Raw genomic sequence first — 22,817 nt, forward strand, 5'->3', positions numbered from 1 at the left:
CCGAGTGTCGGGATCTGGGCCCGGTTGTGTCAATTGCGAGGAATCCGGCGAAGCGCGCGCGCACCATCCATGGCGGTCGCGGCGGGGGAGGGGACCATATTTGCTGGGCCCGGCTCACGCAATATTTCAAATTATGTCGTAATATTGGTTGTTCGTGATTGAATTGTGGCAGGACTGTGGCCGAAACGGGGCGAATCTGCCCGATTCGTTGCGGTGTCGGAAAAGGTTAAATCCGGGTGATCTCAATGGCCGTTCGCGCCCGGACAGAGTCCCGGACGGAGTCCAGGATCGGGGCCCGGATCGCGCCCGCGCGACCAGGATTCGCCGCCCGCCCGCCGGGCGGCGGGGGGGTGGAGAGTTCGGGAAAGTGTCGCCGGGCCCGGCAGGCGGTTTCGGGCGCGGGGGGGCTGGCCGGTCCAGAAAGCCCGGGGTTTCCCCCCCCCGCCCCGGGACCGGAGATGGCCTTCGCCGCCGCCTCGCGGTCTGGCACTGCCGCTTGCGCTCCTGGCACTGCCTCGCGGCCTGGCACTGCCGCACGCGCCCCGGGCGCTGGCGCCGCGCCCGCCGGGGGTCAGCCGCGCCGCCCGCCCCGGTCCAGGAAGGCCAGCCGCTCGAACAACTGCACGTCCTGTTCGTTCTTCAACAGCGCGCCATGCAGCCGGGGCATGATCCGGTTCGCGTCGCGCCGCAGGTCCTCGGGCGCCAGATCCTCGGCCAGGATCAGCTTGATCCAGTCCAGCACCTCCGAGGTGGAGGGCTTCTTCTTCAGCCCCGGCGTCTCGCGGATCTCAAGGAATTCTGCCAGCGCGACCGAGAGCAGCCGGTCCTTGATGTCGGGAAAATGCACCCGGACGATGCGCGACAGCGTCTCGGCATCGGGAAAGCGGATGTAATGGAAGAAACAGCGGCGCAGGAAGGCGTCGGGCAGTTCCTTTTCGTTGTTCGAGGTGATGATCACCACCGGGCGATGCCGCGCCCGCACGGTCTCGCCGGTCTCGTAGACGTGGAATTCCATCCGGTCGAGTTCCTGCAGCAGGTCGTTGGGGAATTCGATATCGGCCTTGTCGATCTCGTCGATCAGCAGGACCACGCGCTCGGGCGCCTCGAAGGCCTGCCACAGCTTGCCCTTGCGGATGTAGTTCGACACATCGCCCACCCGTTCGGCCCCCATCCCGGGGCCGAGCTGGCTGTCGCGCAGGCGCGAGACCGCGTCGTATTCGTAAAGCCCCTGCTGCGCGCGGGTGGTGGATTTCACGTTCCATTCCAGAAACGCCAGGCCCAGGCCTGCCGCCACCTGGCGGGCAAGCTCGGTCTTGCCGGTCCCCGGCTCGCCCTTGACCAGCAGCGGGCGCCCCAGCCGCACCGCCGCATTGACCGCCACGCCAAGTTCGGGCGCGGCGACATAATCCGCTGTTGACTGGAATATCATCGTGTCCTCAACGCCATGGCCGTCTTTCTCGGGTCGGGCCCGACGATGCCGAGATTTTGTCGCAACCGCTAGTGACAATCGCCTGCCCATGGGCTAGATGCGCGTCAACAGGAGCATGTCCATGACAGAAGCCCACCTGTCGGCCCCCGTTCAGGGGCATGGCGCCGGCAAAATGGAGAGATCTGCGATGAAGGCCGAAGTCTTCCTGCCCGACGATTATCGTCCCGCCGAGGACGAGCCCTTCATGAACGACCGCCAGCTTGAATATTTCCGCCGCAAGCTGATCGTGTGGAAGCAGGAGCTGCTCGACCAGTCGGCCGAGACGCTGGACAACCTGACCGAAAGCGGGCGCAACGTGCCCGATCTGGCGGACCGCGCCAGCGAAGAGACCGACCGCGCGCTGGAGCTGCGCACCCGCGACCGCCAGCGCAAGCTGATCGCCAAGATCGATTCCGCGCTGCGGCGCATCGACAGCGGCGAATACGGCTATTGCGAGATGACCGGAGAGCCGATCAGCCTCAAGCGGCTCGACGCGCGCCCGATCGCCACCATGACGCTTGAGGCGCAGGAGCGGCACGAGCGGCGCGAAAAGGTCCATCGCGACGATTGAGCGCAGCCCTGCGGGCGGGCCGGGACCGGCGCGTCCTGGCAGATCCTCCGCGTTTTCCCGGGTGGGTGGTGCGTAGCGCAGGCGCAGCCTTTGGCGGGCCGTGTCTTCAAGCAGGCGCATCCGGGGCCAGGAAGATCGGGGGCTGGCCGTGTCGAACGACGCGCGTGAGGCCTCCTTCGATGGTTCTGCCCGTAGAAGACCCGCGGCCTGAAGCCACCGCCCCGTCCGTTGGGGGGTAGCCCGGCCCCGCCCCGCAAAGCCCGCCACGGGACCTGCGCCGCGCCTCTGGCCAACGGGTTGCGGCGGCGGCGAAAACCAAGGAATGTGGCGCCGGGCGGGACCCTCCCCCGGCGCTTTTCATTGGCGCCCCGGGCGCATCCCGTCCCGCCCTTTTCCCGACCGGGGAGCCGGTCGCCCCATCCCGACGGAGAGCCCCCGATGGATCTGAACGGCAGAAGCGTCACGGTGCTGGGGGCGGGCGTCGCCGGGCTGGCGGTGGCGCGGGCGCTGGCGCTGCGCGGCGCCAGCGTCACGGTGCTGGAACAGGCCGATGCGATCCGCGAGGTGGGGGCGGGGCTGCAGATCAGCCCCAATGGCGCGGCGGTGCTGCGCGGGCTCGGCCTTGGCGCGGCGCTGGATGCGGCGAGCCTGCGCGCCGGGGCGGTGGAGTTGCGCGACGGTTTCGACGGCCGGGTGGTGACGCGGCTCGACGTCGGTCGGCTGCGCCCCGACCGGGGCTGGCATTTCATGCACCGCGCCGATCTGATCGGTCTCTTGCTTGACGGCGCGCGGGCGGCGGGGGTGGAGCTGCGGCTCTTGCAAAAGGCCGAGGGCGTGGACCTCTCCGGCCCCCGTCCCGTCCTGACCATGTGCACCGGCGCGCGGGAAGAGGCGGGCCTCCTGATCGGCGCCGACGGGCTGCATTCGCCCCTGCGCGCGGCGCTGAACGCGCGGGCCGAGCCGTTCTTCACCGGCCAGATCGCCTGGCGGGCGCTGCTGCCCTGCGAGCCGGACGACGCCGCCCCGGTGGCCGAGGTCCATATGGGCCATGGCCGCCATCTGGTCAGCTACCCCCTGCGCGGCGGCGCCTTGCGCAACATCGTCGCGGTCGAGGAACGCCGCCGCTGGGTCGAGGAGGGCTGGTCCCTGCGCGACGATCCGATGGAGCTGCGCCTTGCCTTCGAAAGCTTCGGCCCCCGGGTGCGCGGCTGGCTGGCGCAGGTCGAGGATGTCTGGCTCTGGGGCCTCTTCCGCCATCCGGTCGCAAGGGCCTGGCACCGGGTTCTGCCCTCGGGCGCGGTGGCGCTGCTGGGGGATGCGGCGCATCCGACGCTGCCCTTCCTTGCCCAGGGGGCGAACATGGCGCTTGAGGATGCCTGGATCCTGGCGGCGAGCCTTGCGCGCCACGACGACGACGAAACCGCGCTGGCGGGTTATCAGGCGGCGCGGCGCGGGCGCTGCGCGAAGATCGTCGCGGCGGCGAACCGCAATGCGCGGGCCTATCACCTGTCCGGGCCGATCCGGCCGCTGGCCCATGCGGTGCTGCGGCTGGGGGGGGCGGTGGCGCCGGGGCTGGCGCTGTCGCGTTTCGACTGGATCCACGGTTTCGACGCGACGGCGGCCTGAAGGGCGATCTGTGCGGGGATCCGGGGGAATGGAACCGCCCCTGACGCCGCCCCCGACGCCAGGGCGCCCGACCTGACGGCATGCGACACGACCGGCACCTGACATGACCGGGGCCCAGCCGTGGCCGGGAATTGACGTGACCGGGGACTCGCGTGACCGGAGCCTATCCGCCTCAGGCCGCCAGATCGACCCAGACCGGAACGTGGTCCGAGGGTTTGTCGCCCGCCCGCACCTCCTTGTCGATGCCGGTCTCCTGGATCAGGTCGGCGGCCTGCGGGCTCATCAGCAGATGGTCGATGCGGATGCCGTTGCCGCGCTCCCAGGAATTGGCCTGGTAATCCCAGAAGGTGTAGAGGCCGGGGCGGGAATCGCGGATGCGGATCGCCTCGGTCAGGCCGAGGTTCAGCATCCGCCGGAAGGCCGCGCGGCTTTCGGGCAGGAACAGCGCGTCGCCGATCCAGGCCTCGGGGCGGGCGGCATCCTCGGCCTGGGGGATGACGTTGTAATCGCCCAGGAACACCACCGGCTCTTCCAGCGCCAGAAGCGCGCGCACCCGCGCCTCCATCCGCGCCATCCAGGCCAGCTTGTAGTCGTATTTCGGCCCCGGCGCCGGGTTGCCGTTGGGCAGGTAGAGCCCGCAGACCCGCACCGGGCGGGTGCCGATCACCGTGGCCTCGATCCAGCGCGCCTGTTCGTCGGGGCTGCCGTCGGGGTTTTCGCCGGGCAGGCCGCGGGTCACATCCTCCAGCGGCAGGCGCGACAGGATGGCGACGCCGTTGAAGCTTTTCTGGCCATGGGTTTCGACGTGGTAGCCCAGATCCTCGAAGATCTCGCGCGGGAAGGCGGCATCGACGGATTTGATCTCTTGCAGGCAGACCACGTCGGGCCCGGCCTCTTTCAGCCAGCGCGGCAGAGCCTCGATCCGGGCCTTGATGCCGTTGATGTTGAATGTGGCGAGTTTCATGGCATTCCCCTTGGGGCGCCCTGCGGCGCTCTGGCGCCATCTTGCCGCCCGGGGCGGAGAAGGGCAAGCTGGCGGGCGCCGGATCTTCAGGCCTTCAGGCGGAGGAAAGATGCCCCCGACCCCTTTCCCTCCCGGGCCTGCTCCGCTGGTTTCGGTGATCGTCCCCGCCTTCGCGGCCCATGCCCATGTCGCCGGGGCGGTGGCTTCGGCGCTTGCGGGGGGGATTTCCGAACATTCGCTCGAAATTCTGGTCGAATCCGATGACGGCAGCGATTACGCCGCGCTCTCGGCCCTGTCTCCCGCCGTCAGGCCCGCCGCGACCGGCGCGGTCAGAACCGGGGCGGGCGCGACCAGGAACCGCGCCATGGCACGCGCGCGCGGCGCGTATCTGGCCTTTCTGGATGCCGACGACCTGCTCGACCCTGGCTGGCTTGCCGCGCTTTTGCCGCTCGCGCGGGCCGAGGGCGCCGCCGTCAGCCCGCTGGTCGTCGAAGAGGCGGGGGCGCCCCTTCTGCATCTGTGGCAGCCCGCCGGGCCCTCGGCGCGGCTGAGCCTTGCCGATCTTTGCCGCAGCGGGGCTTCGGTCCGGGGCATGGTGGCGCGCGCGCTTTGCCCGCCTTTCGCCGATGCGCTGGCGCAGGACATCCTGCATATGGTGCAGGTGATGGCCCGGGCGGGCGGCAGCCTGCCGCTGTCGCGGGTGCCCTATCGGCTACGCCTGACGCCCGCGAGCGTGACCGATGCGGCGGATTTCGGCGCTCGGGTGCATCTGGCCTATCTGGCGCATGTCGAGACCCTGGCCCGCGATGCGGGCCTTGCGCCCGCGCTTGCGGCGCAGGCCGCAGAGGTGTTCCGCGCCAAGATCGCGCTGAACGCCGAACATGCGGCGCGGGGGCGGGGCGAAAGCTATTACGCCTTCATCGCCGGGCGCCTGGGAGATGCGCCGGAAGGGGATGGTACGGGTGGTCGGACTCGAACCGACACTCCTTGCGGAAACAGAGTTTGAGTCTGTCGCGTCTACCATTCCGCCACACCCGCATGATCCGGCACCCCCATGGCAGGGCGGGCCGGGGGGGGGCCGCGCCGGGGATGCGCCTTCTGACTTACAGCCCGGCGCGGGCGGCGGCAATACGGGATCTGCGCGCGAAGCGCCGGGATCGGGGGCCTGGATCGGCGGGCGCCGGGGCAGGAGCGAGGCCGGACCGGCGGGGGCGGATCAGAGCCGCGCCGCCTCGAACGTGTCGCAATCGGCGATCCGGCCGCTGTCGTGGCCGCGCGCGAACCAGCGCATCCGCTGCTCCGAGGTGCCATGGGTGAAGCTGTCGGGCATCGGCCGCCGCCCGGCGTTCCTTTGCAGCGTGTCGTCGCCAATGGCGGCGGCGGCGTTCATCGCCTCTTCGATGTCGCCCGCCTCGATGGTGCCCAGACGGCGCGCGGCCTCGCGCGCCCAGATCCCCGAGAGGCAATCGGCCTGCAATTCGATCCTGACCGAGATCTCGTTCGATTCGGCCTCGGAGACGCGGGCGCGGATGCGGTTGGCCTCGGCCAGGATGCCAAGCTCGTTCTGGATGTGGTGGCCGACCTCATGGGCGACGACATAGGCGGCGGCGAAATCGCCCCCGGCGCCCAGCCGGTCGCGCATCACCGCGAAGAAGGCGGTGTCGAGATAGACCTTGCGGTCGGCGGGGCAGTAGAACGGCCCCGTGGCCTCGGAGGCGCCGCCGCAGGGCGAGGTGGTCGCCTCGCGGAAAAGGACCAGCGTCGCCGGGGCATATGTGCGGTTCAGTTGCGCGCGGAAAAGCGCGGCCCAGACCTCTTCGGTATCGGCCAGGGTGACCGAGACGAATTCGCCCGCCGCGCGTTCCTCGGCGCTCAGTTCCGCCGTGCTGCCGCCCGTGCCGCTGCCGCCGAGGTCGATGCCGCCGCCGTCCAGCAGGCTGCGCGGATCGACGCCCAGGAACAGGGCGAGCAGGATGACCACCACGGCGCCCGCGCCGCCGATGCCCGCGCTTGCCCGGCCCGTGCCGGTTCGCCCTGTGCCGCCCGTTCCGGTGCCGCCCGCGCGGCGGCGGTCCTCGATATTGCCGCTGCCCCGGCGCCCCTTCCACTGCATGACATGCCCCCGCGCAAGATGATGCGGGCGACTCTAGCGCCTGCCCGCGGCGGCCGGAAGCCCTTCGCGGCGGCCTGGTCGCAGGTCGCGGATCAGGTCGGGAGGGCTGGTCGTGACCCGGCTGGGATGCTTTGGGCCGCTGCCCGAGGCGCTGGCGGCACGGTGCGGGCGGCGGCGTCCGCCGGGGGCAAGGTCAGGGGGCAAGGTCCGGGGGGGCAAGGTGGAGAGGCAGGCGGCCGCGCCGGACCCGCTCAGGCCCGAGGCTCAGGCTGGAGGCTCAGGCCCAAGGCCCAGGCCCGAGGCGCGGCCCCGAGGCGGAAGGCGCGGGCCCTCGCACGGCTGCGTGAGCGGCCCCCGACCGCGCCAGGCCGCCCCTTCCGCCCGGGCCGCGCCCGGCCTATGCTGGCGCCGCAACAGCGGAGGCGGGAATGCAGGGTGCGGTGCAAATCAGCCTGAGGACGGTGGCCATCGTGCTGGCCGGGCTCGGCTCGGCGGCGATGCTGCTGTCGGCCTTCGCCTTCCAGTATCTGGGCGGCCTGGCGCCGTGCCAGCTTTGCCTCTGGCAACGCTGGCCCCATGCGGCGGCGGTGGTGATCCTTTTGCTGTGGGCGGTGACGCGCTGGCGGATCTGGCCCTGGCTGGGCGCGCTGGCGGCGCTGGCGACGGCGGGGATCGGGCTGTTCCATGCCGGGGTGGAACAGGGCTGGTGGGTGTTCGTCTCGACCTGCACCCAGGGTTCGATCTCGGGGGAATCCGCCGCCGCGCTGCTGCCCGGATCGGGCGCCGATTTCGCCCCGCCGGTGCGTTGCGACCGGATCCCGTGGGATTTCCTTGGCCTTTCGATGGCGGCCTGGAACGCCATCGTCTCGGTCGGGCTTGCCCTGGTCTGGCTTTTCGCCGCGACGCGGAGGCGGTGAGGGCGGGCGCGGCCCAAGGCGGGGCGCTTCAACCGGCCCCCCGGCCGCCATCGACCGACAGCGTCGTGCCGGTCACGAAGCTCGACGCGTCCGAGCACAGATACAACACCCCGAGCGCGATTTCTCGCAGGCCCGCCTGTCGGCCCATCGGGGTGGTCGCGCCATTATGCGCGTCGAGCCGGTCGCCGAAGATCCGTTCCGACATCGCGGTTCGGAACGAACTGGGGCAGATCGCATTCACCCGGATGCCGTCGCCGGCATAGGCGAGCGCGGCGGAGCGGGTCAGCCCGATGATCGCATGTTTGGATGCGGTATAGGCCGGAAGCAGCGGATGGCCCTTCAGCCCGGCGGCGGAAGAGACGTTCACGATGGCCCCGCCCGAGGCCTTCAGATGCGGGATCTGGTGCTTCATGCACAGGAACACCCCTCCGGCATTGATGCCCATCACCATGTTCCAGTCGTCCCATCCATAGTCGCCGCAGGGTTTCACCGGGCCCTCGACCGCGGCATTGTTCACCGCGATGTCGAGGCCGCCGAAATCCGAGGCGATGCGCCGGGTGATTTCCTCGACCTCGGGCTCGGAGGCGACGTCGCCGTGCAGAAAGAGCGTGCGGGGGTTGATCCGCCGCAACTCCGCAGCAGTGGTCTCGCCGCAGGCCCGGTCGATATCGACGATGGCGACATTGCAGCCTTGTTCGCAAAGCAGCCCGGCGATGGCGCGGCCAAGGCCGGACCCGCCCCCCGTGACCATGGCGGATCGGCCCGAGAGCCCGAAATCCATCGCGGAGCGAAGATGCCCCGGCGCCGTATTGCCCATGGCTTTTTCCTTTCCGGCCAGATGTCGGGTCGCTGAATGGTGCCGATCGCCTCGGTCGCCGCCTGAGGAGGGCTGGCCGGGGAGCGGCTAGCCCGCATAGACCGCCCGTTCGAAGGCCTGGTAGGTCTGCATGTAACGCGGGTCCAGGAACGGCAGCGATTGCGTGAACAGCACCGCGGCCAGATCCGATTTCGGGTCGAACCAGAAATGGTTGTTGCAGACCCCGGCCCAGCTTTGCGATCCGGCGCGGCGCATGCCGGGGATATCCTCGTCGTTCCTGAAAAAGCCAAGGCTGTGGGATTTCCGGGTTCCCTCGAAGAAATCGACATCGCCGACGAAGGCGGGGGCGACGCTGCGCAATCTGCGAAAGCCCAATCCGTTCAGGTGGTCTTGCAGCATGAAATCGACCGTCTCCGGCCGCATCAGCCTTGTGCCCTCAAGCACGCCCCGTCCCAGCAGCATGCGCAGCAGGCGGATGTAATCCGCCGCCGTGGTGTAGAGCGACGAGCCGAAGGGAAAGATCTCGGGCGCGACCGGCAGGTCGATCCGGGTGGGGACCAGATCCCCGGCATCGTTCCGGGCGCTGACCCCGGCCAGCCTTTCGGCCATGGGCGTGCGCAGATGCACGTCGGTATCGTGCATTCCCAGGGGGATCAGCACCTCCTCGCGCGCGAAATCCTCGATACGCCGACCGTCTATCGCCTCGATCACCAATCCGATCCAGTCGGGGCCCATGCTATAGGCCCATCTGGTGCCGGGATCGGTCATCATCGGATAGAACAGCGCCTCGCGCTTTCCGTCGAGCAGGCCGGGATGGCCGGTCGCGGCGACGTAATCCATGACGTCCTGATTCCAGAAATCATGCTCCAGCCCCGAGCTGTGGGTGGCAAGATGCCGGATGGTCGCGCGCACCTTCGGCCTGCGCAGCACCGGGACGCCGTTCTCGATGCGCTCAAGCACCTGGATCCTGGCGAATTCGGGCAGGATTTCCTCGACCGGGGTCTCGATATCCAGCTTGCCCCGGTCGACCAGCAGCATCATCGCCGTGGCGCAAACCCCCTTGGTGGCGGAAAAGGCCCGGATGACGGTGTCCGGCGCGGCGGGAAGGCCGGGCGCGGCCTCTCCGGCGGCGCCGGAGAAGATCGTCCGGTCCGAGCTTGCGCAGATTCCCACGGCGAAGGGCAGATCCCCTCGGGCGACGGAACGATCCAGAATGGATTGGATTTCGGGTATGCTCTCCTCCTGCAGGCCAAGGTTTCGCGGCGGCTTGCCGCTTGCCGCCGGGCCGGGGCGGCTGCGCGCATGAAGACGGCGCGCCCGCGGGCCGGGGGCAAGCGGGGCGGTCATGGGATCTCGGTGACGAATTTGGTGTTCACATAGGCGTCCAGCGCCTCGCTTCCCCCCTCGGAGCCATAGCCGGAATCGCGGACGCCGCCGAAGGGCACCTCCGGCAGGCCCAGGCCGAGGTGGTTCATCGTGATCATGCCGGTCTCGATCCGGTCGGCCAGCAGGGCGCGGGTCTCGGCGCTGCGGGTGAAGGCATAGGCGGCAAGGCCGTAGGGCAGGCGGTTCGCCTCGGCCAGCAGCGCCTCGGTGTCGCGAAAGCCGATCACCGGCACTAGGGGGCCGAAGGGTTCCTCGTTCAGGATGCGGGCCTGGGGCGAAAGGCCGGTCATCAGGGTCGGCTGGAAGAAATAGCCCTTGTTGCCGATCCGCTCGCCGCCTTCCAGGATCTCGGCGCCGCCGCCTTGGGCATCGGCGACGAGGCCCTGCATCGCGGCCAGCCGCCGCTCATGTGCCAGCGGGCCCATGGTCACGCCCTCTTCCAGCCCGTTGCCGACGCGCAACTCGGCCATATGGTCGCGAAAGCGCGACAGGAAGCGGTCCTGCACATCCTCATGCACCAGGAAGCGGGTGGGCGAGACGCAGACCTGTCCGGCGTTGCGGAACTTGTGCCCGCTGAGAAGTTTCGCGGCCCGGTCCACATCGGCATCGGCGAAGACGATGGCGGGGGCATGGCCGCCAAGCTCCATCGTCACCCGCTTCATGTGCAGGCCGGCGAGCGAGGCCAGTTGCTTGCCCACGGCGGTCGAGCCGGTGAACGAGATCTTGCGGATGTCGGGATGGGCGATCAGATGTTCCGAGACCATGGCCGGATGGCCGAAGACCAGGTTCAGCGCGCCCGGCGGAACCCCGGCGTCGTGGAAAAGGCGCACCAGCTCCATCGGGCTGGCGGGGGTCTCTTCGGGCGCCTTCAGAACCAGGGTGCAGCCGGTGGCCAGCGCGGCCGAGATCTTGCGCGCGGCCTGGTTCAGCGGGAAGTTCCACGGCGTGAAGGCGGCGACGGGGCCGACCGGCTCGCGGATCACGGTCTGGCGGATGCCGGGGGCGCGGGCGGGGATCAGGCGCCCGTAGCCGCGACGGCCCTCTTCGGCCATCCAGTCGATGACATCTGCGCAGGCCAGCGCCTCGCCCCGCGATTCGACCAGGGGCTTGCCCTGCTCCAGCGTCATCAGCCGGGCGATGGCGGCGGCGCGTTCGCGCAGCAGATCGGCGGCCCGGCGCAGGATGCGGTAACGCTCGAAGGCGGGGGTGTCGCGCCAGATGCGGAAGGCGCGCACCGCCGCCGCGACGGCGCGGTCGAGGTCGTCTGCCGTGGCAAGCGGCACGGTGGCGAGTTCCTCCTCGGTCGCCGGGTTCAGGACCGGCAGCCGCGCGCCGTCCGAGGCGGCCCGCCACTCGCCGTCGATGAACATCGAGATTTCCGGGTAATCCATTGCGGTCTCCTTCACGCGTATTCGTCCGGCCAGCGGGGTTGACCCGTGCGGCTGACTCCGTCTTCGGCTGGGGCCCGCCCGCCACGCAAGCGGAATCGCCGCGCCATGGTCTTCAGAAATAATGGATCTCAAGCATGACGCAGCCGGTCTTCGAGCCGATCGGCGCATGCAGCGTGCCCGGGGCGCGATGCACATATGCCTGCACGTCGAAGCTGCCGAAACCGGCCGCTTCGCGAAAGCCATACATGTCGCCCGAGATCAGATAGACCTCCTCGTGATATTCGTGGCTGAGCTGGCGGTCGGATTCGGCGCCGGCGTCGAATTTGACCAGCCGGGTGCGCCGTCCGGTCCGGGCGGTTTCGTCCAGGGTGTCGTAAAGGTTCATGACATAGATGCCGGGCAGGCCGGGGACGGCCTGCCAGTCCGCGTCGCGGATGGGGGTCAGGGTGTCGGTGATGGGTTGGGTCATTCGTCCGGTTCTCCTGCTGGCCGGGGGGCGGGGGCGCGGCCCCCCGGGAATGTCATTGCGCGGCGGTGATATAGTCGCAACCGCTTTCCGAGAGCGGCCGGAAGGCCTCTTCCCCGGGGATGGTCTTCACCAGTTCGATGAGATCCCATTCCCCGGTCGATTCCGAGGGCAGCTTCGCGCGGACGAGGTAGATGTCATGGACCATGCGGCCGTCCTCGCGCAGCACGCCGTTGGTGGCGAACATGTCGTTGACGGGGGTGTCCTTCATCATCCGCATCACGGCCTGGGCCTCGTCCGTGCCCGCGGCCTCGACCGCCCTGAGATAGTGCAGCACCGCCGAATAGACCCCGGCCTGGGTGTCGGTCGGCATTGTCTTGTGCCGCTCGAAGAAACGCTGGGCCCATTCCGTCGCCTCGGGGCTGGATTGGGGGACGAAGGCGGTCGCGAAGGTCAGGCCGTTGGCGATCTCAAGGCCGACGGCCTTGAGGTCGGTCAGGAACAGCGCCGTCCCGACCAGCGTCTGCCCGCTGCCTTGCAGGCCGAATTCATGGGCTTGCTTCATCATGTTGATCAGATCCGCCCCCGCGTTCGACAGCGCGATATACTGCGCGCCCGACGCCTGGGCTTGCAGAAGATAGGACGACATGTCGGCGGTGCTTTGCGGGTGGTAGACGCTGCCCAGCATCTTCGCCCCCGCCGCTTCCAGGAAGGGCTTGAGCGAGTTTTCCAGCGCATGGCCGCCCGCGATGTCCACGGTCAGGAAGAACCACGACGAATCCGGCGTGGCCAGCGCCCCGGACAGGGCCTTGCCCACGGCATAGCTGTTGTAGGTCCAGTGCGCGCCGTTGGGCGAGCATTGCGCATCGGTCAGCGCCTCGGTCGCGGCGGTCGAGGCGATGGAGATGCGGTTCTTTTCCTCGGCCAGGGCCTGAACCGCCAGCGCGATGGCCGAGACCGGCATGTCGAGGATGATGTCCACGCCCTCGACGTCGAACCAGCGCCGGGCGATGGAGATGCCCACATCCGGCTTTTGCTGGTGATCGGCCGAGATCAGCTTGATCGGCACGCCCAGGACCGATCCGCCGAAATCCTCGATCGCCATTTCCGCCGCCAGCACCGATCCGGTGCCGCCCACATCCGCGTTCGAGCCGCTCATGTCGGTCAGCACCCCAACATGGACGAAACCGTCGGTCAGCTCGGCCCGGGCCGGCGCGGCAAGGGCCAGGGTCAGTGCGGCCAGCGCGGCCGCCGTCTTTCCATAGGTCATTCCATCCTCCTCCTTACTGGAAATCGCGCATTCTCTTCCATCGCGCGCGGCCCCCGCCCTCCCGCAGGTGGCGCGCGCGGCGAAACTCACAATGGAATCCCGGTCTTCTTCGAGATCCGGCCGACGATCCCCTCGCGGAATGTCATCACGCAGACCAGAAAGATCGCCCCCTGGATGATCGTCACCCAGGCGCCGAATTCGGCGAGGTAGTTCTGCATCGAGACGATGACCAGCGCACCCACGATGGGGCCGAACACCGTGGCCAGCCCGCCGACCAGCGTCATCAGCACCACCTCGCCCGACATCGACCAATGCACGTCGGGCAGGGCGGCGATCTGGAAGACGATGGCCTTCAGGCTGCCCGCCAGCCCGGCGAAACCGGCCGAGAGCACGAAGACCATCAGCTTGTAGCGGTTGGCGTCGTAGCCCAGCGAGATCGCCCGGGCCTCGTTGTCGCGGATCGCCTTGCAGACCTGGCCGAAGGGCGAATGGATCACCCGGTAGATCAGCGCGGTGCTGCCGAAGAAGACCGCTGCCACCGCCGCATAAAGCACCCGGTCGCTGGACAGGTCGAACAGGCCGAACAGCCAGCCCCGGCGCACCGACTGGATCCCGTCCTCGCCGCCGGTGAATCCGGTGGCCTGCAGGGCGAAGAAATAGATCATCTGCGCCAGCGCCAGCGTCACCATGGCGAAATAGATGCCCTGGCGCCGGATGGCGATGGCCCCGAAGATCAGCCCCAGCAGGGCCGATGCGCCGACCGCGCAAAGCACCGCAATCTCGGGCGGCACGCCGTGGGTCTTGAGCAGCCAGGCGCAGACATAGCTTGCAAGGCCGAAATAGGCCGCATGGCCGAAGGACAGCAGCCCCCCGTAGCCAAGCAGCAGGTTGAAGGCCAGCGCGAACAGCGCGTAGCACATCACCTTCATCAGGAAGATTGGGTAGGCGACGAAGGGGGCGACCACCAGCAGCACCAGCAGCCCGGCGAAGACGAGGCGGTGCAGCCGCTCCGTCCGCCGTGCCAGGCTTGCCGGAGGCGCGCGGTCGGCCGGGATTGCGCCCGAGGCGATCTGGGTCATGTGCGGCTCCTTTGCCGTATCGGATTGCGGATCATGCGCCACGGCCGAACAACCCCCTGGGCTTCAGCATCAAGACGATGACCATGATGATGAAGATCGCGGTGGACGAGGCCTGCGGATAGAAGACCTTGGTCATGCCCTCGACCAGGCCGATGCCGAAGCCGGTGACGATCGCTCCCAGGATCGAGCCGAGCCCACCGATCACCACCACGGCGAAGACGACGATCAGCAATTCGGCGCCCATGTTGGGATTGACCGAATAGATCGGCGCGGCCAGCACCCCTGCAAGGCCCGCCAGCCCGACGCCGAAACCATAGGTCAGCGTCACCAGAAGCGGCACGTTGATGCCGAGCGCCTGCGAAAGCTCGGGCTTTTCGGTGGCGGCGCGCAGGTTGGCGCCCAGCCGGGTCTTCTCGATCATCAGCCAGACCCCGGCGCAGACCACCACCGAGACGACGATGACCCAGGCCCGGTAGGTGGGCAGGAACATGAAGCCCAGATTGTAGCCCCCCCGCAGCGCCGCGGGGATGTCGTAGGGCTGGCCGGTGGCGCCATAGGCGTTGCGCAACAGCCCCTGGATCACCAGGGCCAGGCCGAAGGTCAGCAAGAGCCCGTAAAGATGGTCGGCATCTGCGATGCGCTTCAGAAGCAGCCTCTCGACCAGCACCCCGCTCAGCCCGACAAGAACCGGCACCAGGATCAGCGCGAACCAGTAGTTGATCCCCAGGTAATGCAGCAGCATCCAGGCCACGAAGGCCCCCAAGGTGAACTGCGCGCCATGGGCGAAATTGGCGATGTTCAACAGCCCGAAGATGATGGCGAGCCCAAGGCTCAGCAGCGCGTAGAAGGCGCCGTTGATCAGGCCGAGAAGCAATTGCCCAAGCAGGACCTGGGGCGCGATGCCCAAGAGTTCGAACATTTCACACCCCCAGATGCTTCTTGAGTTTTTCCGCATTCGCCTCCAGCGCCGCATTGGGGATCAGGTCGACGACCCGGCCCTCCTCGACGATGTAGTGCCGGTCGGCGACCGAGGCCGCGAAGCGGATGTTCTGCTCGACCAGGATGATGGTGAACCCCTCGCGCTTCAGCCGCTCGATGGTGCGGCCGATCTGCTCGACGATCACCGGGGCCAGCCCCTCGGTCGGCTCGTCCAGCAGAAGAAGCTTCGCGCCCGTCCTCAGGATCCGCCCGATGGCCAGCATCTGCTGCTCGCCTCCCGACAGCGTGGTGCCCTGGCTTTTCAGCCGCTCTCGCAGGTTCGGGAAAAGTTCGAAGATCTGCGCGACGCTCATCCCGCTGTCGCGGATGCGGGGCGGCAGCAGAAGGTTCTCCTCGACGTTCAGGCTGGCATAGATGCCGCGCTCTTCGGGCACGAAGCCGATCCCCAGCCGCGAGATCAGCCGCGACGGCATCGCGATCGTCTCGCGGCCCTCGAAACGGACCGAGCCGGAGCGGCGGCGCATCATGCCGATGATCGATTTCAGTGTGGTGCTTTTTCCGGCGCCGTTGCGGCCGAGCAGGGTGACCGTCTCGCCCTCGCGCACCTCCAGGTCGATGCCGTGCAGCACATGCGATTCGTCATACCAGGCCTGAAGCCCCTCGACCCGCAGCATGGGGGGCGCGCTTTCAATGTGCATGGGCCGCCCCCGATCCGATATAGGCCTCGATCACCCGGGGATCGGCGGAGACCGTCGCGTAATCGCCCTCGGCCAGCACCTCGCCCCGGGCCAGCACGGTGATCCGGTCCGAGAGCGAGGCGACGACCGAGAGGTTGTGCTCGACCATCAGGACGGTGCGGTCGGCGGCCACCTTGCGGATCAGTGCCTCGACGCGGACCACGTCCTCGCGCCCCAGTCCCGCCATCGGCTCGTCCAGCAGCATGATCTGCGGATCGAGCGCCAGCGTGGCCGCCAGTTCCAGCGCGCGCTTGCGCCCGTAGGACAGTTCGGCGGCCGGATGGTCGGCGAAATCCGACAGCCCTACGGCGTCGAGCAGTTCCATCGCCCGCCCGTCGTAGCGCGACAGCCAGCTTTCGCCGCGCCAGAAGTCGAAGGATTCTCCGCGTTCGCGCTGCAGGGCGATCCGCACATTCGTCAGGGCCGACATCTGCCCGAAGACCGCCGAGATCTGGAACGAGCGCACCAGCCCGCCGCGCGCGATCACCGCGGGCTTGCTGGCGGTGATGTCGCGGCCGTTGAAATGGATCGTGCCGCGCGTGGGATCCAGAAACTTGGTCAGCAGGTTGAAACAGGTGGTCTTGCCCGCGCCGTTGGGGCCGATCAGCGCGTGGATCGTGCCCCGGCGCACGTCGATGTCGACGGCATTGACGGCGGTGAAGCCCGCGAAGACCTTGGTCAGCCCCCTGGTCGACAGGATGATGTCCGGCGCGGTCATCCGCCTGCCCCCGGAGATGCGGGCAAGAACCCGGCAGGCCGATGCCTCCCGGCCTCGACTGATCGATTGTCCATTTTAGCTCCTCCCGCCGGACTCGTCGCAAGCCCCGTGCCAGCCGGATCGGCCAGAGGCGGGGACGGGTGGGGCGGACGGGCGGGATCGTAACGGTTTCAATGTCTTGCGTTGCGTCCGGCCCGCGCTTGGGTGGGGCAGGGCTCCGGTTCCGGGCGATGCGGCCACGGCGGCGGCGCGGTGGGCTCGGCGGCGGGTTTACCTGGCGTCACCCGCGCGGGCGCCACGATCCCGGCCGGATTGGCCGTGCCACGGACAGGTGTCAGCCATTGTGTCCGCGCGGAAGCCATGCCATCGGCCCTGCGGTGGGCCCAGTCAGGCGGCCATGGAGGGCAGGGGCCCAAGCTGCCGCAGCCCGGGCTGTCTCCGGGCGCCGCGCCGCCTTTCCGACGGACCGCGCCATCGCCGGGGCGCCGACCAAACCCTCCGCGGGCCGTCCAAGGCCCCTCAGGGCGCGCCGACGAGCGGCGGCTGCCCGGTCAGCCTGGCATGTTCCTGGATCGCGAAACGGTCGGTCATGCCCGCGACGTAATCGGCGATCACCCGGGCCAGCCCGATCTCGTCCCGCGCCGCCGCGACATCGGCCTGCCATTCGGCGGGCAAAAGCCCCGGATCGGCCATGAACATCGGGAAAAGCTCGTCCACGACGCGGGTGACACGGGCGCGCACCTCCATCACCGAGGGCGCGCGATACATGCGGTGGAACAGGAAGGCGCGCACCACCTTCAGTTCCTGATAGAGCGGTTTCGAGAAGCGGATGATCGTCGTGCCCATGTGGCGGATCTCCTCCACCGATTTCGGCTGGGCCGAGGCGAGGCGGTTCTGCGCCACCGCGATCACATCCTCGACCATCCGGCCGAAGACGCGGCGCAGCGCCTCGTGCCGACGGCGCATGCGGTCGAGGCCCGGGTGCAGCCGGTCCACCTCTTCGAAGGCCGGGCCCGTGACGGGCAGCGCCATCAGGTCGTTCTCGTCGAACAGGCCCGAGCGCAGGCCGTCATGCAGGTCGTGATGCGAATAGGCCACGTCGTCGGCGATGGCGGCGACCTGGGCCTCGGCGCTGGCATGGGTGGAAAGCTCAAGGTCCCAGGCCTCGTTCACCTCGGCCAGCGCATAGGGCAGGGGGCCGTGGTGCTTTTCGTCGGCATGGGGGCCGGTGACGGGGCCGTTGTGCTTGGCGATGCCCTCCAGCGTCTCCCATGTCAGGTTCAGCCCGTCGAAATCGGCGTAATGGCGCTCCAGCTTCGTCACGATGCGCAGGGCCTGGGCATTGTGGTCGAAGCCGCCGTAGGGCGCCATCAGCCGCTCCATCGCATCCTCGCCGGTATGGCCGAAGGGGGTGTGGCCAAGGTCGTGGGCCAGCGCGATCGCCTCGGCCAGATCGGTGTTCAGGCCAAGGACGCCCGCGATGGTGCGGGCGACCTGGGCCACCTCGATCGAATGGGTCAGGCGGGTGCGGTAATAGTCGCCCTCATGCTCGACGAAGACCTGGGTCTTGTGCTTGAGCCGCCGGAAGGCCGAGGCATGGATGATCCGGTCGCGGTCGCGCTGGAAGGGGCTGCGGAAGCTGCTCATGCCTTCGGGGTAAAGCCTCCCGCGGGAGGCGTCTGGCAGGCAGGCGAAGGGGGCAAGCGTCACGGGATCGGCCTTGGATCGGTTCTTGGGGGGGGCGCTTCGGTCTTTGTCGGGTTCGCTTCGGTCTTGGTCGTTCGGTTCGGCTGCCGCACTTGTTGCCGCGCCCGTCCCCCCCTATATTGCGCGCAGGGCCCGAATGATACCGGAACAGCCATGGAACTTTCCCCTGCTCTGACGCTTCCGCCGCGCGTGACCGACCGCGCCTTTGCCCGGCTGGCCGAGATCGCCGACATGACCGGCGAGGCGAAGCCGCTTCGCGTCGGGGTGCTTGGCGGCGGCTGTTCGGGGTTCCAGTATGACCTGCGGCTCGACGATCCGGCCTCGGACGATCTGGTGCTGGAGAAGGACGGCCAGAAGGTTCTGGTCGATCCGGTCTCGCTGCCCTTCCTGTCCAATGCCGTGATCGATTTCACCGATGAACTGATCGGGGCGCGTTTCGTGGTGGAAAACCCCAATGCGGCCTCGTCCTGCGGCTGCGGGACGTCTTTCTCGATCTGATCAGGCTCGACCCGAATCTCCGGCTTTCGGCCGAAGGGTTTTGCGGCGGCGTGTCCCGGGCGGCGCGAATCCTTGACCGTCTTCTTTCGCATGCCCTTGCGCGATCTGCCGCGCGATGCCCCTGGCAAAGGGGCGAAATCCTGTGGCTGCGCGGAGTCTTGCCTGGCGGCACAGGCGGGTGATTCGGTCTTTGTTAACCCTAACCGTTTGTTAACTCGCGCCATATCCCACCCCTCTGGCGAGATTGATGCGGGTTGGAGAACAAGCCCCGCCGCGATGGTGGCGAAAAAATGCCAATTCTTGGGCAAGGGTTAACGGGCCGGGATTGTCGCCCTGCCGGAAACAATCGCGCAGCCGCGATCCTGGCCTTTCTCACGCGAAACCGCAGTTGGTGCCGGAATCACAGGAAAAAATCGCAAGCCCTCGGCAAGGTCGCCAAAGTCGGCTTTCCCGAATGCGAAACGATCCCGCCGAAAACCACCCCGGCGGAGGCCGCGCTTCGGGCCGGATTGGCGCTGGACGGCGCCACGGCGGCCGCATTCCCGCCGTTTTCTGCTTCACTCCGAGGTTAACCGAAGGTAACTAGATATTGTCTGCGAAGACGTATGGGCCGTGGGGGCGGTCGTATGTTGGTAGGGCGCCTTCGGGGGCCTGCGGCGTGACGGAAAGCTGCCAAGCCGGGACCACCCGGCATCTCCACCGCATTTCGATGCGGCGGATGTTTCTTATCGGCATCTCTCCCAAAGCCACCGCCATATCGGTCAGGTCCTGACGGCGCAACGCGCGTTCGAGCCCGTTGCGTGTGTATCTGGACCGACCTTTGGTCCGGCTTGATGGGAACGGATGGCGACGGATGATCCGTCGTCGGGATCGACGAGGGAACGGAAATGCCGGTTTTCGCACTTTACAATTTCGATGACCCGTCGACAGTCGTGGACGAGGCGCTGTCGAACGGCGCGCAGAACGGCGCCTTTTTCAACGGCGCCCATGCGGCGGATGGGCTGCTCCATCTCGACGGCATCGACGATGTCGCCAAGATCTACGCCTCGGACACTTTCCAGCTTGAGCGCGGGACCCTTGAGATCCGCTTCTCGCCCACCGATACCGCCATCGACACGCCCCAGACAGTGCTTTCGCGCGACACGGTCGGCGAGAATGCGGGTAGCCTGCGCATCGAGGTCCTGCCCGACGGCGCGGTCCAGCTTGTCCACGAGACCGACGGCGGCTCCGAGGTCTTCTCGACCGGGCCGGGCTTCTACACCCCGGGCGACCAGATCCAGCTTTCCTATTCCTGGGACCAGGGCGGCGATCCCGGTGTCCTGCGCATCGTGAACGAGACCACGGGCACGCCCTATGGCACCTCGGTCCCCGACACGCTGTCGCTGGTGATGGTGCCGAACACCCAGCCCTGGATGCTGGGCGCGGGCCAGAACCTGTCCGATCCCGGCGCGCTGAACAATGTCGACAGCCATTTCCAGGGCACGGTCGACTATTTCTCGCTGTCCGATACAGTGGACAACCGCGATCCGTCGCAAAACCCCGTCGCCAATCCCGACACCGCCGAGACGGACGAGGATGTGCCGGTGGTGATCGACGTGCTGGCCAACGACACCGATCCGCAGGACGATCCGCTGAGGGTGATCTCGGCCACGGCGTCGAACGGCGAGGTCACGGTCAACCCCGACGGCACGCTGACCTATACCCCCAATCCCGACTGGAACGGCGAGGATGTGATCGAGTATACGATCGAAGATCCCGACGGCAACACCGCGAGTTCGACCGTGGTGGTGACGGTCCATCCGGTGAACGACGATCCGGTCGCCAATCCCGACAGCGCGACCACGACCCAGGGCACCGCCGTGGTGATCCCGGTCCTGGCCAACGACACCGATGTCGACGGCGACACGCTCTCGATCCTGGGCACCCCGACCTCGCCCGACGGCACGGTGACGGTGAACGGCGACGGCACGCTGACCTTCGTGCCGAATCCCGGCTTCACCGGCGAGACCACCTTCACCTATGAGATCAGCGACGGCAACGGCGGCACCGACACCGCCACCGTGACCGTGACCGTCACCCCCGGGGGCGTGCCGGGCGACCGCGACGGAATCGTGCGCGGCACCGACGGCAACGACCTGATCGACGAGAGCTACGTCGATCCCACCGATGGCGACCGGGTCGACGGCAACGATGCGATCATCCCCGGCGACGGCCCCAACGACGACCGCATCGTCGCGGGCGAGGGCGACGACACCATCCGCGCCGGTCTGGGCAACGACACCGTCTGGGCCGGTCCGGGCAATGACCGCGTCTATGGCGGGCCGGGCGACGACCTGCTTTACGGCGGGCCGGGCAACGACACCCTGCATGGCGACGCGGGCGATGACACGCTTTACGGCGACGAGGGCGACGACCTGCTTTACGGCGGCGACGGCGACGACAGCATCTATGGCGGCGACGGGCGCGACACCGTCTATGGCGGCGCGGGCAACGACTATATCGACACTTCGGCGCCGATCAGCGCCTCGCCGCTGCCCGACATCGACTATCCCGGCTTCTACCCGGCCGATTCCGATCCCGACAACGACCGCGACCTGGTCTATGCCGGTTCGGGCGACGACACGATCATCACCGGCGACGATGCCGACACGATCTATGGCGGCCGCGGCAACGACTATATCGACGGCGGCATCGACGCCGACCTGATCTATGGCGGCCGCGACAACGACACGATCATCGGTGGCGAGGGCGCGGACACCATCTACGGCGGCCATGGCGACGATCTGATCTACGGCGGCCTGGGCCCGGTCGGCAACGACCTGCTGGACATTCCCGACGCAGATGACCTGCGGCCCGACAACAACCGCGACCTGCTTTACGGCGGCGGCGGCAACGACACCATCTATGGCCGCGACGACGCCGACACGCTTTACGGCGATGCGGGCGACGACCTGCTTTACGGCGGCGTCGACGACGACCTGCTTTACGGCGGTGTCGGCCATGACACGCTCCACGGCGACGAGGGCAACGACACGCTCTACGGCGGCGCGGGCAACGACGTGCTCTATGGCGGTGAAGGCGACGATTCGCTTTTCGGCGGCGCGGGGATCGACACGCTTTACGGCGGCACCGGCAACGACACGCTTTACGGCGAGGACGGCACCGACCTGATCTATGGCGGCGACGGCGACAACCTGATCTACGGCGGGCGCGGCGCGGATACGATCCACGCCTCGGTGGGCGCCGAGACGATCTACGGCGGCGCCGACCGCGACCTGATCGTGATCGGCAGCCAGGAGGCCGGGCTGAACACCCATGTCGACGGCAATGAGGAAGGCCACGACTGGGATACGCTGGACCTGAGCGACGCGGGCCCGCTGCGTATCGACTACGACCCGGACAATTCCGAAAACGGCACGGTCCATTTCTTCGATGCCGACGGCAATCCCACCGGCACGCTGACCTTCGTCAATATCGAGAATGTCATCCCCTGCTTCACCCCTGGCACGCTGATCGCGACGCCGAAGGGCGAGGTCCCGGTCGAGGAACTGCGCGCGGGCGACCGCGTGATCACCCGCGACAACGGCATCCAGGAAATCCGCTGGATGGGCCAGAAGGCGCTGTCGGGGCAGGAGTTGCGGCTGAACGCCCATCTCCAGCCGGTTCTGGTCAAGGCCCACAGCCTTGGCAACGGCCTGCCCGAGCGCGACATGCTGGTCTCGCCCAACCACCGTCTGCTGGTGGCCTCGGACCGCACCCAGCTTTACTTCGACGAGCATGAGGTGCTGGTCGCGGCCAAGCATCTGGTGGGCGGGCAGGGCATCCATGCCGTCGAGGCGATCGGGGTGAACTACATCCACTTCATGTTCGACCGCCACGAGGTCGTGCTGTCCAACGGCGCCTGGACCGAAAGCTTCCAGCCGGGGGATTACACGCTCAAGGGCATGGGCAACGCCCAGAGGAGCGAGATCTTCGAGCTTTTCCCCGAACTCAAGACCGAAGCCGGGCGCGAGGATTACCATGCGGCGCGCCGCACCCTCAAGCGCCACGAGGCGCGCCTTCTGGCGCGCTGAGGCCGGGATTGGTCGGCGTGCCTTCCGGGCGCGCTGAAGGCCGGGGCGACGGATGCCCGTTTTCCGGGCGCGCCGAG

19 protein-coding genes, 1 tRNA gene and 1 pseudogene are annotated in these 22,817 nt (G+C 68.2%); 7 read left to right on the forward strand and 14 right to left on the reverse strand.

Annotation, left to right across the window (positions count from 1 at the left end):
* Positions 1 to 571: 571 nt before the first annotated feature.
* Positions 572 to 1,429, reverse strand: coding sequence for an AAA family ATPase (locus ABNX41_RS00915; protein ID WP_438667833.1), 858 nt, complete (start codon positions 1,427 to 1,429; stop codon positions 572 to 574).
* Between the two features lie 187 nt (positions 1,430 to 1,616).
* Between ABNX41_RS00915 and dksA the strand changes: the two genes are divergently transcribed.
* Entirely contained in the window at positions 1,617 to 2,039 is a 423-nt protein-coding gene (dksA, locus tag ABNX41_RS00920) for an RNA polymerase-binding protein DksA (protein WP_438667834.1), read from the forward strand.
* 438 nt (positions 2,040 to 2,477) lie between these two features.
* Complete coding sequence (locus tag ABNX41_RS00925) at positions 2,478 to 3,665, forward strand: FAD-dependent monooxygenase (RefSeq protein ID WP_438667835.1); 1,188 nt, start codon at positions 2,478 to 2,480, stop codon at positions 3,663 to 3,665.
* 172 nt (positions 3,666 to 3,837) lie between these two features.
* Here ABNX41_RS00925 and xth read toward each other — a convergent pair whose 3' ends face one another.
* On the reverse strand, positions 3,838 to 4,629 hold the full coding sequence (gene xth, locus ABNX41_RS00930; protein ID WP_438667836.1) for an exodeoxyribonuclease III: 792 nt from the start codon (positions 4,627 to 4,629) through the stop codon (positions 3,838 to 3,840).
* A 109-nt stretch (positions 4,630 to 4,738) separates the two neighbouring features.
* On the opposite strand from xth, the pseudogene ABNX41_RS00935 reads away from it, so the two are divergent.
* A pseudogene (locus ABNX41_RS00935) lies at positions 4,739 to 5,092 on the forward strand (glycosyltransferase); the annotation flags it as partial.
* 491 nt (positions 5,093 to 5,583) lie between these two features.
* Here the strand turns inward: ABNX41_RS00935 and ABNX41_RS00940 are convergent.
* A tRNA-Leu gene (locus tag ABNX41_RS00940) sits at positions 5,584 to 5,667 on the reverse strand.
* Positions 5,668 to 5,845: 178 nt separating this feature from the next.
* Positions 5,846 to 6,742 (reverse strand): KPN_02809 family neutral zinc metallopeptidase, encoded by an 897-nt coding sequence (ypfJ, locus tag ABNX41_RS00945; RefSeq protein WP_438667837.1) that lies wholly within the window; start codon positions 6,740 to 6,742, stop codon positions 5,846 to 5,848.
* Between the two features lie 440 nt (positions 6,743 to 7,182).
* Between ypfJ and ABNX41_RS00950 the strand changes: the two genes are divergently transcribed.
* A complete protein-coding gene (locus ABNX41_RS00950; protein WP_438667838.1) occupies positions 7,183 to 7,659 on the forward strand; it encodes a disulfide bond formation protein B in 477 nt (158 codons plus the stop codon).
* A gap of 28 nt (positions 7,660 to 7,687) precedes the next feature.
* On the opposite strand, the gene ABNX41_RS00955 is transcribed toward ABNX41_RS00950, so the two are convergent.
* The 10 genes from ABNX41_RS00955 to ABNX41_RS01000 all read right to left on the reverse strand — a co-directional run bounded on the left by ABNX41_RS00955 (position 7,688) and on the right by ABNX41_RS01000 (position 18,172).
* Positions 7,688 to 8,476, reverse strand: a complete 789-nt coding sequence (locus ABNX41_RS00955; RefSeq protein ID WP_438667839.1) for an SDR family NAD(P)-dependent oxidoreductase — start codon at positions 8,474 to 8,476, stop codon at positions 7,688 to 7,690.
* Positions 8,477 to 8,563: 87 nt separating this feature from the next.
* Entirely contained in the window at positions 8,564 to 9,823 is a 1,260-nt protein-coding gene (locus ABNX41_RS00960) for a serine hydrolase domain-containing protein (RefSeq protein WP_438667840.1), read from the reverse strand.
* Positions 9,820 to 11,253: an NAD-dependent succinate-semialdehyde dehydrogenase gene (locus tag ABNX41_RS00965; RefSeq protein WP_438667841.1), complete on the reverse strand. Its 1,434-nt coding sequence runs from the start codon at positions 11,251 to 11,253 to the stop codon at positions 9,820 to 9,822. The genes ABNX41_RS00960 and ABNX41_RS00965 overlap by 4 nt, the downstream gene beginning before the upstream one ends.
* A gap of 112 nt (positions 11,254 to 11,365) precedes the next feature.
* The gene (locus ABNX41_RS00970; RefSeq protein ID WP_438667842.1) at positions 11,366 to 11,722 is read right to left on the reverse strand and encodes a cupin domain-containing protein; all 357 of its coding nucleotides are present in this window, start codon (positions 11,720 to 11,722) and stop codon (positions 11,366 to 11,368) included.
* A 52-nt stretch (positions 11,723 to 11,774) separates the two neighbouring features.
* Positions 11,775 to 12,989: an ABC transporter substrate-binding protein gene (locus ABNX41_RS00975; protein ID WP_438667843.1), complete on the reverse strand. Its 1,215-nt coding sequence runs from the start codon at positions 12,987 to 12,989 to the stop codon at positions 11,775 to 11,777.
* A gap of 86 nt (positions 12,990 to 13,075) precedes the next feature.
* Positions 13,076 to 14,068, reverse strand: coding sequence for a branched-chain amino acid ABC transporter permease (locus ABNX41_RS00980; RefSeq protein ID WP_438667844.1), 993 nt, complete (start codon positions 14,066 to 14,068; stop codon positions 13,076 to 13,078).
* Between the two features lie 31 nt (positions 14,069 to 14,099).
* The gene (locus ABNX41_RS00985; RefSeq protein ID WP_438667845.1) at positions 14,100 to 14,987 is read right to left on the reverse strand and encodes a branched-chain amino acid ABC transporter permease; all 888 of its coding nucleotides are present in this window, start codon (positions 14,985 to 14,987) and stop codon (positions 14,100 to 14,102) included.
* A 1-nt stretch (position 14,988) separates the two neighbouring features.
* On the reverse strand, positions 14,989 to 15,705 hold the full coding sequence (locus ABNX41_RS00990; RefSeq protein WP_438667846.1) for an ABC transporter ATP-binding protein: 717 nt from the start codon (positions 15,703 to 15,705) through the stop codon (positions 14,989 to 14,991).
* Positions 15,695 to 16,462 carry an ABC transporter ATP-binding protein gene (locus ABNX41_RS00995; protein ID WP_438667847.1) on the reverse strand — a complete coding sequence of 256 codons (768 nt, stop codon included), beginning with the start codon at positions 16,460 to 16,462 and terminating at the stop codon, positions 15,695 to 15,697. The genes ABNX41_RS00990 and ABNX41_RS00995 overlap by 11 nt, the downstream gene beginning before the upstream one ends.
* A gap of 519 nt (positions 16,463 to 16,981) precedes the next feature.
* Positions 16,982 to 18,172 carry a deoxyguanosinetriphosphate triphosphohydrolase gene (locus tag ABNX41_RS01000; protein ID WP_438667848.1) on the reverse strand — a complete coding sequence of 397 codons (1,191 nt, stop codon included), beginning with the start codon at positions 18,170 to 18,172 and terminating at the stop codon, positions 16,982 to 16,984.
* A gap of 168 nt (positions 18,173 to 18,340) precedes the next feature.
* Here ABNX41_RS01000 and ABNX41_RS01005 point away from each other — a divergent pair, with 168 nt between their 5' ends.
* The 3 genes from ABNX41_RS01005 to ABNX41_RS01015 all read left to right on the forward strand — a co-directional run bounded on the left by ABNX41_RS01005 (position 18,341) and on the right by ABNX41_RS01015 (position 22,740).
* Positions 18,341 to 18,667 carry a HesB/IscA family protein gene (locus tag ABNX41_RS01005; RefSeq protein ID WP_438667963.1) on the forward strand — a complete coding sequence of 109 codons (327 nt, stop codon included), beginning with the start codon at positions 18,341 to 18,343 and terminating at the stop codon, positions 18,665 to 18,667.
* A gap of 254 nt (positions 18,668 to 18,921) precedes the next feature.
* A complete protein-coding gene (locus ABNX41_RS01010; protein WP_438667849.1) occupies positions 18,922 to 19,239 on the forward strand; it encodes a hypothetical protein in 318 nt (105 codons plus the stop codon).
* A 315-nt stretch (positions 19,240 to 19,554) separates the two neighbouring features.
* Positions 19,555 to 22,740, forward strand: a complete 3,186-nt coding sequence (locus ABNX41_RS01015; protein WP_438667850.1) for a Hint domain-containing protein — start codon at positions 19,555 to 19,557, stop codon at positions 22,738 to 22,740.
* Positions 22,741 to 22,817: the final 77 nt, after the last annotated feature.

This window comes from Pseudogemmobacter sonorensis (assembly GCF_042762395.1).
In the GTDB taxonomy this organism is placed as follows: domain Bacteria; phylum Pseudomonadota; class Alphaproteobacteria; order Rhodobacterales; family Rhodobacteraceae; genus Pseudogemmobacter; species Pseudogemmobacter sonorensis.